A 12175-nucleotide genomic window follows, 5' to 3' on the forward strand; every position below is an offset into this window, starting at 1 on the left:
GGACGTCGGCCTGGAGGCGCGGCTGACGTCGCGCGGGCAGGCTCGCGCCGGCGGGTGGTGCGGCAGGGCCGCGGGGCGGCCGCGTGGTGCGGCCGGCGGACCGCGCGTCAGTCGTTCGCGGTGCGGTGCCAGTGCAGGACGCGCCGCTCGACGACCGTGATGAGTCCGAGCAGGACCACGCCCATCACCGCGAGGATCGCGATCGCCGCGTAGACGACGTCGAGCTGGTTCATCGACGACGCCGTGCTGATCACGGTGCCGAGGCCGCCGGTCGAACCCGAGGCGGACAGCTCCGCGACGACCGCGCCGATGATCGACAGCGGGAACACGATCCGCAGGGCCGCGAACACGAACGGCAGGGCGTTCGGGATCCGCAGGTGCACGAGCATCTCGAACCGGGAGGCATCGATCGTCTTGTACACCTGCAGCACGGGCTGCGGCACGGACCGCAGGCCTGCGGCGGTGTTGATCAGGATCGGGAAGAAGCAGATGAGCGCCGTGATGACGAGCTTCGGCAGCGGCCCGAACCCGAACGCCACCACCAGGGCCGGGGCGATCGCGACGAGGGGCGTGACGTTCAGCACGATGGCGATCGGCATGACCGCACGGCGGACGATCGGCAGCTCACTCGTCAGCACCGCGAGCACGAAGGCGGCGAGGAACCCGATGGCCAGGCCGACGAGCGACTCCGCCAGGGTGATGCCGGCGTTCTGCAGGTAGTAGGGCAGCTGCGTGGCGAGGGTCTCCCCCACCGCGGGCAACGGCGGCAGCAGGTACGGCATCGCCGTCGCGCCGATCTGCCAGAGCACCGCCAGGACGGCGAGCATCACGACGAGGGGCAACCAGACGGTCGGTCGGAGCCAACCGGGCACCGGTCGGCGCGCGGTGCGTCGTTCGGCGTCGGCCGTGGTGGCGGTCGCGGCGGGCGTGGAGGTGGTGGTGGCGCTCATGGTCCCGTCTCCCTCAGGCCGCATCGGTCATGCGCCAGGCGCTGTGCAGACGGGTCCGGACCAGGTCTTCGTACTCGTGGAACCGCTGTTCCTCGAACAATCGCTGGTTGCGCGGGCGGGGCAGGTCGATGTCGATGACGTCGACGATCCGGCCGGGGCGCGGCGCCATCACGACGACGGTGTCCGACATCCGGACGGCTTCGGACACCGAGTGCGTCACGAAGAGCACCGTCGTGCGCAGCTCGTCCCACAGGTCGAGCAGCTGGTCCTGCAGGCTCTCGCGGGTGAACTCGTCGAGCGCCGAGAACGGCTCGTCCATCAGCAGGACGTCGGGGCGCAGGCCGAAGGCCCGGACGATCGCGGCACGCTGCTGCATGCCGCCGGACAGCTGTGCGGGGAGCTTGTCCATCGCCTCGCCGAGTCCCGCCATCCGCAGGAGTTCGCGCATGTCCGGGCCGGTGCCGGTACTGCGCTCCTCGAGGTCCTCGATGGCGGCACGGCGGCGACCGGCACCCGGGTTCACGCGCCCGGCGAGCGACACGTTCTGCAGCACGGTGAGCCAGGGCAGCAGCGCCGGCGCCTGGGGCACGAGTCCGATGAGCTTCGCCGCGCAGGCCTGGGCCGGTGTGACACCGTGCACCCGGACGTCACCGCGGTCGGCGGGCTCGAGCCCGGCCACCAGGCGGAGCAGCGTCGACTTCCCGCAGCCGCTCGGGCCGATGAGCGACACGAACTTCCCGGGCTCGATGGTCAACTCGACGTCGTCGAGCGCGACCATCGCGCTCGGGCCGCTGCCGTACACCTTGCGCACCGCGTCCACGCGGACCGCTGATGTGGTCATCCGTTCCTCCATACCGTCGGCGAGCACGCAGGCTCGGTCTCGTATGGCGGAGAGCGTGCGTCGCGAGCTCGGGTTGGTCTGCGACGCGGAAATCCGCTGCTGGTGACGAGGCTAGGACGCCCGTGTTACGGAGTCGGACCACATGTGTTGCGAACGTGTGAACGAGTGCGCGGGTCGGGTCGACTGCGCTCAGCGCGGCGAGAGCACTGCGGTCTGCCCGTCCCAGACGAGCACCTCGACGCCGAGGTCCTCGGCGGCAACCGCCACCCACCCGGCGAGCGCCCTCGCCGCGGGTTCGGCGACGACGAGCACGGCCCGCTCCACCCCGGGGACCGACCGCCGCAGCCACAGCAGCTTGAACAGGTCCGCCATCACCTTGTTGCGCCAGGCGGGCTTGTAGGCGCCCTGGTTCGCGACGAGCTGCACGACGACACGGTCGGCGTCGTCGATGCCCTCGACCTCGACCCGGGCGCGGTCGAGCACGACCGTGCGCGGGCGGAGGACGAGGCCGAGGGCGGTGCCGGTGTGCTCGAGCATCCGGCGTTCGACGGAGTCGGGGGCGAACCGGCCCCACTCGGAGCGCGCGACGGGGACCTCGGTCATGTCGGCAGTGTAAGCGGGCCAGCCGCTCCGGATCGACCGGCGCGTCAGACCGACCGCGCGGCCGCCTCGAGGGCCTCGGCCGCTTCCCCGGCGCGCACGATGTCGCTGTCGCTGACCGACCGCGCGTTGTACTCGGCTTTGGTCTTCACCGCCAACAGCACCTCGAGGTGCTTCGCAACCGGCTGTCCAGCTGCCGCACGCAGCACGGGTACCGCTTCGTCGTGTGCTCCCGATCGCGAGTACTCGCCGGTCCGAGCGACGCAGATCGCGTCAGCCGCGGCGATGCCGCTGAGGACGCACTGCGTGACGAACGCGTTCGCGAACTGCGATCCGGCACTGAAGACCCCTGCGTCACCGCCGAGCGCGCGGAGGGCCTCTGCAGCTTCGAGGAACTCCGTCGCCTTGGCGAGCCGGCCCCTCCGGAACGACTCGTCGCCCGGTGCGGTGGTGCCGGTTCGCGGGGTCATCCAGTCAGGGTACGGAGCTTCCGGGACAGCCATCGACCATCGCCTGCGATGGGAATCCCGTCCCCGGCAACCGATGCGAGGAGCGGGTCGGTGCCGTCGATCTCGTCCTCGTCGAAGAGGACCGGCCGCACGGCGTTCCCGGTCCACCGACCGGCCGCACGGCACAACGCGTGGATCTGGTCCTCTGCCTCCTCACGTCGGCCGTGCTCGACGATGAAGCAGACATCGAGGTCGCTGTCCGGCCGCATCTCACCACGGGCGCCGGATCCGAAGAGCGCGGCGTACCGGAGGGGGATCGATCGACAGCCCGATCGGAGTCGTTCGAGGAACGCGCGCCGGAGATCGGCCAGAGCGGTGATCGCATCGGCGGCGAGGTGTTCCCGGTTCAGGCTGAACGACTTCGTCCGTCCGGTCCGGTGCCCGTCGACGACACCCTGCTCGACCAGCCGATCCGCACTGTTCCGGACCCCGGCGTACGACCGGTCCGGCACCAGGCTGCAGATGGCCGCGATCGTCATCGGTCCTGGCGCTCGTGCCAACACGGCGAGCACATCGCCGTCCACGGAGGTGGTCACCGTCGCGAAGGGGGACTGCAACTGCATCGGGACCTCCGATCGGATACGAGTAGAAATCTACCACTTCTAGTAGATTTCTACTCGTATCTGAGCATTTTCGTCAGACGACCGACCACCCACCGTCGCTCGGCAGCACGGCGCCGTTCACGTTGGCAGAGTCGTCGCTGAGCAGCCAGGTGATGGCCGCTGCGAGCTGCTCCGGCTGCGCCACCGGCGGGATGGCGACCTGCATGATGGGGCCGACCCGGCTGGCGGCGTACTCGCTGCGCATCGGCGCCTCGATGTTCGTCGCGACCGCGCCCGGCGCGACCGCGTTTGCCCGGATGCCCTGCGGCCCGTGGAAGAACGCCACGCTCTTGGTGAACCCGGCGATCGCGTGCTTCGACGCCGTGTACGCGGCACCCGCTGCCGAGGCACGGAGTGCGGCCTCGGAGGCGACGTTCACGACGGCGCCGCGGCCGGCGGCGATCATGTGCGGCAGGACGGCGCGGGTGAGGCGCATCGGTCCGGTGACGTTGACGCTGAAGACGCGGTCCCAGGTGGCGTCGTCGACCTCGCTCGGCGGAAGGAAAGCGTCCATGATGCCGGCGACGTTCGCCAGTCCGTCGATGCGATCGCCCGCGGCCGCGATGAGTGCGTCGATGGTCTCGGTCGCGGCGACGTCGCCGATGACGGTCTCGAGTTCGAGGCCCTCGAGTTCGGAGCGGAGCGCGTCGAGGCGGTCGGCGACGACGTCGGTCGCGATCACCCGCCCGCCCTCGTTCGCGATGCGCGTCGCCGTGGCGCGTCCGATGCCGGAACCCGCCCCGGTGACGATGATGGTCCTGCCGGTGAAACGTCCGGCGGTGGTGTCGGTCATGTCGTCTCCTCACTGAGAGGCGCTCGCTGCGCCACGACGGTTATAGCACTCAGTGCCGAAAGGACTCCATGCGCCCGACGAGTGACCGGCCGACGAGCGATCGACCGACGAGCGATCGGCCGACGGGACGCCCCCGCACGATCGACCCGGACGCGGTGTCCCTCGTGGCGCTCCGGCTGTTCGACGAGCAGGGCTTCGACGCCGTGTCGATGGACGACGTCGCGACAGCTGCCGGGGTGAGCCGCCGGTCGTTGTTCCGGCTGTTCCCGAACAAGGCGGCGCTCGTCTGGGGTGGGCTCGACGAGTTCGCCTCGCGGTTCGGTGACGCACTCCGACAGCGGCCGTCCACGGAGTCGTCGTCGGTCGCCCTGCGTGCCGCCTACCGGATCGGCGCGACCTTCCCCGACGACGCCGTCGAGGTCACCCGCCACCGACTCCGCGTCATCCGCGCCAACCCCTCCCTCGAGCACGTCGGCGCGGCCACGGTCACGACCCTGACCGACGCGATCGTCCGGTTCGTGGCCGAGCGGGACGGCGCGACGCCCGACGACCTCGCGGTGTCGGTGCGCGCGCACGCCCTGGCGGCCGCGGCGAGCGCGGCCCTCACCTGGTGGGCGCTGCACGGCGACGGCCGACCGGAGGACGTCGTGGACCGCGCACTCGCCCTGCTCGCCTGAGACGCGCCCTGGACACGACCACCGGACGGACGGGAGGCCCGTGGCGGGCGCGCCACGGGCCTCCCGTCCGACACCCGGCCGGGCTCAGCCCATCGCGCGCTTCCCACGGACGTCGCGCGACAGCGCGTCGATGCGCACCACCTCGTCGTCAGTGAGCCGCACGTCGGCGGCGGAGACGTTCTCGGCGACGCGTCCGGGGTTGCGCGATCCGGGGATCGGGACCAGGTCGGCGCGCTTCGCCAGGATCCAGGCCAGCGCGAGCTGCGAGAGCGAGACGCCCTTCACATCGGCGATCTCGGTGAGCGCGGCGACGACGGCGACGTTCGCGTCGAAGTGCTCCGGCGCCCACCACTCGAGCTGCTGCCGGATGTCGTCGGCCGCGTAGGCGCTCGCGGGCTGCACGGCACCGCTCAGGAACCCGCGCGCCAGCGGCGAGTACGCGACGACGCCGATGCCGAGCTCGTCGACGAGGGGGAAGAGCGCCTCGGACTCCCGCGAGAAGACGGAGTACTCGGTCTGGAACGCCGAGATCGGGTGCACAGCGTGCGCGCGGCGGATCTGGTCGGCATCGGTGTTCGACAGGCCGAGGTACCGGACCTTGCCGGCCTGCACGAACTCCTGCATCACGCCGACGACGTCCTCGATCGGGACAGCCGGGTCGTGCACGTGCTGGTAGAGCAGGTCGATCGAGTCGGTGCCGAGGTTCTGCAGGCTCGCGTCCACCACCTGCCGGATGTGCTCCGGTCGGGAGTCCGGCGCGTAGGCCTCGGGCGTGAACCCGAACTTCGTGGCGATCGTCACCTCGTCGCGGATCGGGGCGAGCGCCGCGCCGAGGAGCCGCTCGCCGGTCCCCCAGCCGTACAGCTCGGCCGTGTCGAAGTGCGTGACGCCGAGTTCGTGGGCGTGCCGGATCGCGGCGACGGACTCGGTGTCGTCGCCGGGTCCGTACGCGAACGTGGTGCCCATGGCGCCGTAGCCGATGGCGCTGACGGTGAGGCCCTGTCGGCCGAGGGTGCGTTGCTGCATGGTGCCGTCCCTTCGTGACGTGTGGTGGTCATGCGAGTGGCACTGTACGCCATTACTGTCAGAGTCTGACAACTTGGACGGAAGATGACGTCACGGTACGATCGGTCCCGTGAGCGACGTGCGAACCGGCCTACGGGACATCACCCGCGATGCCGTCCGCGCGCGCATCGCCGCCGTGGCACTCGAGCGGTTCGACACCGACGGGTTCGACAACGTCACCGTGGAACAGGTCGCCGCCGAGGTGGGGATCTCGGCGCGGAGCTTCCACCGGTACTTCCCCGCGAAGGAGGACGCCGTCATCGGCGACCCCGCGCGACACCGGGACGCCCTCGCCGAGGCGTTCCGGTCGCGGTCGACGACCCAACCGGTGTGGCCCGCGCTGCGCGAGGCCTTCGCCGAGATGCTCGAGCGCGGCAGCACCGACGACCCCGAGACCGGTCGACGGTCCGTCCGCGTGATGACGAGCACGGCGTCACTGCGCGCACGGAACCTCGAGAAGCACCAGGCCTGGGCGGACGTCCTGACGCCCCTCGTCGTCGGGCAGCTCCACGGCCCCGACGCCGACCTGCGGGCACGGGTCCTCGTGCAGGCGGCCCTCGGTTGCTTCGACGTGGCGATCACCACCTGGGCCACGGGCAACGACCCCGACGCGGCCGCGATCCTGCGACGCGCGTTCGACGGCATCGCACCGAGCGCCTGACGAGCGGACGCGCGCCCTCGTCCAGCGGTATCGTCCGGGCATGAACGTCACCGGACCGTCGCCGTACTTCCAGTTCGCCGGCACCGCCAGGCAGGCCCTCGAGCACTGGCAGGGTGTCTTCGGCGGCGAGGTCCAGATCGCGACCTACGCCGACTTCTCACGGACCGACGGCCCCGCCGACGCGGTCGCCCACGGACAGCTCACCGGCGGGCTGCAGCTCTTCGCCGCCGACGCGAGCGAGACCGACGAGCCGTTCGCGGCGACCGGCCTGCTGTTCTCGCTCCTCGGGGCCGAAGAACCCGACGTCCTGCGGCACTGGTTCGACGCGCTCGCCGAGGGTGGCACGGTCGTCGACGCCCTGCAGCAGCGGCCGTGGGGTGACTGGGACGGCACCGTGCGGGACGCGTTCGGTGTCACGTGGCTGATCGGGTTCGAGGCGTCAGCGCGGGAATGACGGGCACCGTCGCTGGGATGACGGGCGCACTCGCTGGGATGACGGGCGCCCTCGCTGGGATGATGGGCGCATGACCGACCGCCCCGCCGTCCTGTTCGTGTGCGTCCACAACGCCGGACGCTCCCAGATGGCCGCGGGGTGGCTGCAGCACCTCGCCGGCGACCGCGTCCGGGTGTTCTCCGCCGGCAGCGAGCCCGCCGACCAGGTCAACGCCGTCGCCGTGCAGGCCATGGCCGAGCAGGACATCGACATCGCCGACGCCCGACCGGCGGTGCTCGAGACCGAGACCGTGCGCGAGTCGGACGTCGTCATCACCATGGGCTGCGGAGACGCCTGCCCGGTGTTCCCCGGCAAGCGGTACGAGGACTGGGACCTCGACGACCCGGCCGGGCTGGGGATCGAGCAGGTCCGCCCCATCCGCGACGACATCCGGGTGCGGGTCGAGCGGTTGATCGCGTCCCTGTAGCCGGCTACTGCTGGTCGGACGGCAGCAGCGGCGCCCAGTAGGCGTCCGCACCGTCGGCCTGCACGGCGTCGCGCTCGAAGCGGAAGCCGTAGTCGCGCACGAAGTCGAGCGCGGCGGCCTGCTCGTCCTCGGCGTCGTCGTGCGCGGCGTCGAACAGGTAGACGCCGTGCCCCATCTTCACGCCCGAGTCGCTGATCACCGTGAGGTCCCAACGCCCCTCCTCGGCGCGTTCGATCCGCACGACGGCGGCCTGTGCAGCGGTGAAGTCAGCCATGGCCTCAGCCTACGGACGGCGCCCCGGCGGCGTTCAGGGTCCGCCGCGCCCACTACGCTGAGCACCGTCACAGGCCCGGACGAGCGGAGAACGAAGTCATGTCAGTCGGATTGCTCGCCGTGGTGGACAACATCCTCTCCGCGGCCCTGAAGGCGAGTGCGAAGACCGCCGGGGTCGTCATCGACGATGCCGCGGTCACGCCGCAGTACGTGCAGGGACTCGCGCCGGCCCGGGAACTGCCGGTCGTCGGTCGCATCGCGCTCGGCAGCCTGTTCAACAAGTTCATCATCATCATCCCGCTGGCGCTGCTGCTCACCGCGTTCGCGCCCTGGGTGCTGCCGTACCTCCTGCTCATCGGCGGGACGTACCTGTGCTTCGAGGGCGCGGAGAAGGTCACCGAGTGGTTCGGTGTCCACCACGGCACAGGCTCCACCGACTCGGTCACCGAACCCAAGCTCGTGTTCGGCGCCATCCGGACCGACCTCATCCTGAGCACCGAGATCATGCTCATCGCCCTGGCCGGCCTCGACCCCGACCTCGGGCTCTGGCCGACACTCGGTGCACTCATCGTGATCGGGCTCGTCATGACCGCGGTCGTCTACGGCGCGGTGGCCCTGCTGGTGAAGATCGACGACGTCGGTCTGCAGATGATGAAGAACTCCGTCCGCCGGACCCGTCGCACAGGAGCGCGGATCGTGCGGGCGATGCCGACCGTCTTCCGGGTCATCAGCGTCATCGGCACCGTGGCCATGCTCTGGGTGGGCGGGCACCTGGTCATCGCGAACCTCGCCGAGACCTTCTGGCACGGCCCGTACGACCTGCTGCACACGATCGAGCGCGCGATCGAGGCCACTGGCCCGGTGATCACGTGGATCGTCGACACCGCAGTCTCGGCGGTCGCCGGCGTCGTCCTCGGCATGGTCGTCGTGGCGATCGTCCTCGGCATCGGTCGCCTCCGCGGGAAGCACTGACTGACACTTCTGTTCCGGCGTCGGAACACGAGTGTTCCGACGGTGCACGCGTCGAACGACTCGTGGAGCGTCGCAGAACGGGTGCGCGCGACCCGCGCCGCGCGCCTACCCTGGCGCGCATGGCAACGGTGCGACAGGTCCAGGTGACGTTCGACTGCGCCGAGCCGGAGCGGGTCGCCCGGTTCTGGTGCGAGGTCCTCGGCTACGAGGTGCCTGCTCCCCCGCCCGGGTTCGACGACTGGCAGGCGTTCAACGCCTCGCTCCCGCCCGAGCACCAGGACTCCGCTTTCGCGTGCGTCGACCCGACGGGCGTCGGGCCGCGGCTGTTCTTCCAGCGGGTTCCCGAGGGCAAGACGGTGAAGAACCGCGTGCACCTGGACGTCCGGGTCGGCACCGGTCTGGTCGGCGAGGAACGTCTCGCAGCGCTCGACGCGGAGAGCGCCCGCCTCGTCGCGCTCGGCGCGACGCAGTTCCGCCGCATGCTCGCGGATCAGGTCAACGAGTCCTGCATCGTGATGCAGGACGTCGAGGGCAACGAGTTCTGCCTCGACTGATCCGCGAGCCCGCGCAGGTTCAGGCCACCGGCCCGTACGTGCTCACCTCGACGGCGCCGAGCTCGAGCTCCGCCGTCTGCTGGATGAGCGCCAGCAGGTCGGCGTCGAGACCGGGACCGAACTCCTCGAGGCGCTCCGGAGCGATGAACGACGGCACGCCGGCCGGGGCCTGCTCGGTCGCCGTCAGGTCCGTGCCGTCCTTCGACGGGGACGCGCCGCGGAAGATCTTGCCCGCCTCGGACGCCCCGTCGAGGTCGAAGCTGTACTGCTTGCTCTGCAGCCCGAGGTCGAGGAGCTCCTTGACCTCCGGGAACCGCTCGGCGTTCGTCTTCGGGATCGGCAGCAGGGTCTTCCAGTCGACGCCGAGGGTCTCGAGTGCCTTCGCGTACGCGTTCTCGTGCGCCTGGTCGCGGACGATCAGGTACGCGACGGTGCTGCGCGCGGTGGGGTTGTCCGTCATCTCGTAGATCCGGCACTTCTGCAGGCGACCGGTGGACTCGAGCATCAGGTTGTAGAGCAGGTCGAGCGGCAGGTTGCCGGAGTTGTAGACGTAGCTGCCGCTCCACGGGTTGCCGGCCGCGTCGACCGGCAGGGCACCTTGGGCCCCGACCAGGTAGTGGTGGATGTTGCTCGTGTCGAGCGCGATACTGAGCGGCGTCGCACCCTTCGCACCCGGCTTGTCGAGCGGGTCGGTGAGCTTGCCGGTGTACTCGGGCGAGCCGTCGAGCAGGCGGGAGATCGTGGTGCCGATGAGCTCGACGTGGCTGATCTCCTCGGTGCCGACGCCCTGGATGAGGTCGCGGTACGGCTTCGCCGCCGGGCCACGGAAGTTCATCGCCTGGAACAGGTACTGCATCATCGTGCGCATCTCGCCGAACTGCCCGCCGAGCCCTTCCTGCAGGGCGTTGGCCGCTGCCGGGTCGGGCTCGCCGTCGGCGATCTCGTTGATCCAGGTCTGTGCGTGGAAGTACATGGGGCCTCCTTGCTCACCGCGACGGATCCGCCGCGTGCCTCACCGTCGTCCGGCGTCCCTGGCAGGCGACACGGGTCGTCCACTCAGCGCGGTATCGTCGTCGGCGCCGCACCGCCGCGCCCGGAAGGACCCCCGAACCGATGACCGTCAGTCACGCCGCCGACACAGCCGCCCTCGACGATCTGCTCGAGCCGGACCAGGTCCTCCGCGACCCGGCGTCGCTCGAGCAGTACCGCCACGACGACGCCGAGTGGGCCGAATCCACCGCACCGCTCGCCGTCGTCCTCGCACGCAGCACCGACGACGTCGTCGCCACCGTCCGGTGGGCGGCAGCCGTCGGCGTGCGGGTCGTGCCGCGCGGCGCCGGAACCGGGCTGTCCGGCGGGGCGAACGCGATGGCCGGATCGGTCGTCCTGTCCCTCGAGCTGATGGACGCGGTGCTCGAGGTGAACACCGACGAGCGCTACGCCGTCGCCCAGCCCGGTGTGGTCAACGACGCACTGCGGGCTGCCGTCGCGGAACACGGACTCTGGTACCCGCCGGACCCGGCGAGCTCGGCCATCTCGACGATCGGCGGCAACGTCGCGACGAACGCCGGCGGGATCTGCTGCGTGAAGTACGGCGTCACCCGCGACTACGTGCTCGGGATGACCGTGGTGCTGGCCGACGGTTCCGTGGTGGAGCTCGGACGCCGCACGGCGAAGGGCGTCGCCGGGTACGACCTGGCCGGCCTGATGGTCGGGTCCGAGGGCACGCTCGGCATCGTCGTGTCGGTCACCGTCAAGCTGCTCCCCCTGGCCGGACGCGACGAACGTGCTGTGATCGGGTACTTCCCCTCGCTCAGCGCCGCCGGGGACGCCGTCGCCGCGATCTCGCGTGCCGGGATCATCCCCGCAGCACTCGAGATCGTGGACCGGACCTGCCTGCGGGCCGTCGACGACTGGATGCACCTCGGGCTGCCGTCCGACGTCGACACCCTGCTGCTGGCCCGGGTCGACGAGCGTGGTGCCGCGGGGGACGAGCTCGCCGACCAGGTCGCAGCCGTCTTCGCGCAGGCCGGCGGCACCGACGTCGAGCGCGCCACGGACCCCGACGACATCGACCGGCTGTTCCAGGCACGGCGACTCGCGTACCCGGCACTCGAGCGGCTCGGACCGGTGCTCACCGAGGACATCTGCGTGCCCCGCAGCGCGGTGCCCGAGATGCTCCGACGGATCCAGGCGACGGCGGCAGCGCACGACGTCACCATCGCGAACATCGCGCACGCCGGCGACGGCAACCTGCACCCGCTGATCATCGCTCCCGAGGGCGACGAGGCCGCGAAGGCCCGTGCGAAGCAGGCGTTCGACCAGATCGTCGCGGACTGCCTGGCACTCGGCGGCACCGTCACGGGTGAGCACGGCGTCGGCCTGCTCAAGCTGCCCGGCCTGCGGCAGGAGCTGGGCGAGCGGGTCCTCGCGATGCACCGTGCCGTCAAGGACGCCCTGGACCCGGCGGGCACCCTGAATCCCGGCAAGGCGTTCTGAACCCACGTGGACGACGGACGGGAGGCCCGGTGCCAGCTGGCACCGGGCCTCCCGTCCGTCGTCTGGTCGCGTCCAGGGCCCGAAGGTCACAGACCGGTAACGAGGACAGATCGGTCCAAACCTTTTGCCGGAGGCCCCCGAATCACCTGCACAGACCGGGAAACACCCGGAGCGCTCACCAGCCGCACATTGCTGGTTCTCCACCCTGCACCAGGGTGTGTTCGGCGCGCACACAGCAGCCGCGCCGAGCGCGACACCT

Annotated in this window: 16 protein-coding genes; 7 read left to right on the forward strand and 9 right to left on the reverse strand. The window is 70.8% G+C overall.

Annotation, left to right across the window (positions count from 1 at the left end; genetic code table 11):
* Positions 1–107: 107 nt before the first annotated feature.
* The 6 genes from EDF51_RS17670 to EDF51_RS17695 form a co-directional block, all read right to left on the reverse strand.
* Complete coding sequence (locus EDF51_RS17670) at positions 108–950, reverse strand: ABC transporter permease (protein ID WP_207896064.1); 843 nt, start codon at positions 948–950, stop codon at positions 108–110.
* Positions 951–963: 13 nt separating this feature from the next.
* Positions 964–1791: an ABC transporter ATP-binding protein gene (locus tag EDF51_RS17675; RefSeq protein ID WP_123294748.1), complete on the reverse strand. Its 828-nt coding sequence runs from the start codon at positions 1789–1791 to the stop codon at positions 964–966.
* A 189-nt stretch (positions 1792–1980) separates the two neighbouring features.
* Positions 1981–2394, reverse strand: coding sequence for a hypothetical protein (locus tag EDF51_RS17680; RefSeq protein ID WP_131845211.1), 414 nt, complete (start codon positions 2392–2394; stop codon positions 1981–1983).
* A gap of 44 nt (positions 2395–2438) precedes the next feature.
* A complete protein-coding gene (locus tag EDF51_RS17685; protein WP_131845210.1) occupies positions 2439–2861 on the reverse strand; it encodes a hypothetical protein in 423 nt (140 codons plus the stop codon).
* The gene (locus EDF51_RS17690) at positions 2858–3463 is read right to left on the reverse strand and encodes a nucleotidyltransferase domain-containing protein (protein WP_131845209.1); all 606 of its coding nucleotides are present in this window, start codon (positions 3461–3463) and stop codon (positions 2858–2860) included. The genes EDF51_RS17685 and EDF51_RS17690 overlap by 4 nt, the downstream gene beginning before the upstream one ends.
* Positions 3464–3536: 73 nt before the next feature.
* Positions 3537–4295, reverse strand: coding sequence for an SDR family NAD(P)-dependent oxidoreductase (locus tag EDF51_RS17695; RefSeq protein WP_131845208.1), 759 nt, complete (start codon positions 4293–4295; stop codon positions 3537–3539).
* A gap of 68 nt (positions 4296–4363) precedes the next feature.
* Between EDF51_RS17695 and EDF51_RS17700 the strand changes: the two genes are divergently transcribed.
* The gene (locus EDF51_RS17700; protein WP_131845207.1) at positions 4364–4972 is read left to right on the forward strand and encodes a TetR family transcriptional regulator; all 609 of its coding nucleotides are present in this window, start codon (positions 4364–4366) and stop codon (positions 4970–4972) included.
* Between the two features lie 84 nt (positions 4973–5056).
* On the opposite strand, the gene EDF51_RS17705 is transcribed toward EDF51_RS17700, so the two are convergent.
* Positions 5057–5998 (reverse strand): aldo/keto reductase, encoded by a 942-nt coding sequence (locus EDF51_RS17705; protein WP_131845206.1) that lies wholly within the window; start codon positions 5996–5998, stop codon positions 5057–5059.
* A gap of 109 nt (positions 5999–6107) precedes the next feature.
* Here EDF51_RS17705 and EDF51_RS17710 point away from each other — a divergent pair, with 109 nt between their 5' ends.
* From EDF51_RS17710 to EDF51_RS17720, 3 genes are all read left to right on the forward strand, one after another.
* Positions 6108–6698 carry a TetR family transcriptional regulator gene (locus EDF51_RS17710; RefSeq protein ID WP_243649826.1) on the forward strand — a complete coding sequence of 197 codons (591 nt, stop codon included), beginning with the start codon at positions 6108–6110 and terminating at the stop codon, positions 6696–6698.
* 40 nt (positions 6699–6738) lie between these two features.
* Positions 6739–7152, forward strand: a complete 414-nt coding sequence (locus EDF51_RS17715; RefSeq protein ID WP_131845204.1) for a VOC family protein — start codon at positions 6739–6741, stop codon at positions 7150–7152.
* Between the two features lie 70 nt (positions 7153–7222).
* Positions 7223–7618, forward strand: coding sequence for an arsenate reductase ArsC (locus tag EDF51_RS17720; protein ID WP_131845203.1), 396 nt, complete (start codon positions 7223–7225; stop codon positions 7616–7618).
* Positions 7619–7622: 4 nt separating this feature from the next.
* Here the strand turns inward: EDF51_RS17720 and EDF51_RS17725 are convergent, their stop codons facing one another.
* Positions 7623–7892 (reverse strand): hypothetical protein, encoded by a 270-nt coding sequence (locus EDF51_RS17725; RefSeq protein WP_123294645.1) that lies wholly within the window; start codon positions 7890–7892, stop codon positions 7623–7625.
* A 98-nt stretch (positions 7893–7990) separates the two neighbouring features.
* Here EDF51_RS17725 and EDF51_RS17730 point away from each other — a divergent pair, with 98 nt between their 5' ends.
* Complete coding sequence (locus EDF51_RS17730; protein WP_134195826.1) at positions 7991–8863, forward strand: DUF808 domain-containing protein; 873 nt, start codon at positions 7991–7993, stop codon at positions 8861–8863.
* A 119-nt stretch (positions 8864–8982) separates the two neighbouring features.
* Entirely contained in the window at positions 8983–9417 is a 435-nt protein-coding gene (locus tag EDF51_RS17735) for a VOC family protein (RefSeq protein ID WP_123939129.1), read from the forward strand.
* A 19-nt stretch (positions 9418–9436) separates the two neighbouring features.
* Here the strand turns inward: EDF51_RS17735 and EDF51_RS17740 are convergent, their stop codons facing one another.
* On the reverse strand, positions 9437–10390 hold the full coding sequence (locus EDF51_RS17740; RefSeq protein WP_134195827.1) for a manganese catalase family protein: 954 nt from the start codon (positions 10388–10390) through the stop codon (positions 9437–9439).
* Positions 10391–10530: 140 nt separating this feature from the next.
* Between EDF51_RS17740 and EDF51_RS17745 the strand changes: the two genes are divergently transcribed.
* Positions 10531–11916, forward strand: coding sequence for an FAD-linked oxidase C-terminal domain-containing protein (locus EDF51_RS17745; protein ID WP_134195829.1), 1386 nt, complete (start codon positions 10531–10533; stop codon positions 11914–11916).
* The last annotated feature ends 259 nt before the right edge of the window (positions 11917–12175 follow it).

Source organism: Curtobacterium sp. PhB25, from assembly GCF_004365375.1.
Lineage (GTDB): Bacteria > Actinomycetota > Actinomycetes > Actinomycetales > Microbacteriaceae > Curtobacterium.

Coding starts and splice junctions, on each gene's coding strand:
- EDF51_RS17725 (WP_123294645.1), bottom strand. CDS start 7,892: ATGGCTGACTTCACCGCTGCACAGGCCGCCGTCGTGCGGATCGAACGC.
- EDF51_RS17730 (WP_134195826.1), top strand. CDS start 7,991: ATGTCAGTCGGATTGCTCGCCGTGGTGGACAACATCCTCTCCGCGGCC.
- EDF51_RS17685 (WP_131845210.1), bottom strand. CDS start 2,861: ATGACCCCGCGAACCGGCACCACCGCACCGGGCGACGAGTCGTTCCGG.
- EDF51_RS17695 (WP_131845208.1), bottom strand. CDS start 4,295: ATGACCGACACCACCGCCGGACGTTTCACCGGCAGGACCATCATCGTC.
- EDF51_RS17715 (WP_131845204.1), top strand. CDS start 6,739: ATGAACGTCACCGGACCGTCGCCGTACTTCCAGTTCGCCGGCACCGCC.
- EDF51_RS17700 (WP_131845207.1), top strand. CDS start 4,364: ATGCGCCCGACGAGTGACCGGCCGACGAGCGATCGACCGACGAGCGAT.
- EDF51_RS17670 (WP_207896064.1), bottom strand. CDS start 950: ATGAGCGCCACCACCACCTCCACGCCCGCCGCGACCGCCACCACGGCC.
- EDF51_RS17690 (WP_131845209.1), bottom strand. CDS start 3,463: ATGCAGTTGCAGTCCCCCTTCGCGACGGTGACCACCTCCGTGGACGGC.
- EDF51_RS17675 (WP_123294748.1), bottom strand. CDS start 1,791: ATGACCACATCAGCGGTCCGCGTGGACGCGGTGCGCAAGGTGTACGGC.
- EDF51_RS17740 (WP_134195827.1), bottom strand. CDS start 10,390: ATGTACTTCCACGCACAGACCTGGATCAACGAGATCGCCGACGGCGAG.
- EDF51_RS17745 (WP_134195829.1), top strand. CDS start 10,531: ATGACCGTCAGTCACGCCGCCGACACAGCCGCCCTCGACGATCTGCTC.
- EDF51_RS17735 (WP_123939129.1), top strand. CDS start 8,983: ATGGCAACGGTGCGACAGGTCCAGGTGACGTTCGACTGCGCCGAGCCG.
- EDF51_RS17680 (WP_131845211.1), bottom strand. CDS start 2,394: ATGACCGAGGTCCCCGTCGCGCGCTCCGAGTGGGGCCGGTTCGCCCCC.
- EDF51_RS17705 (WP_131845206.1), bottom strand. CDS start 5,998: ATGCAGCAACGCACCCTCGGCCGACAGGGCCTCACCGTCAGCGCCATC.
- EDF51_RS17720 (WP_131845203.1), top strand. CDS start 7,223: ATGACCGACCGCCCCGCCGTCCTGTTCGTGTGCGTCCACAACGCCGGA.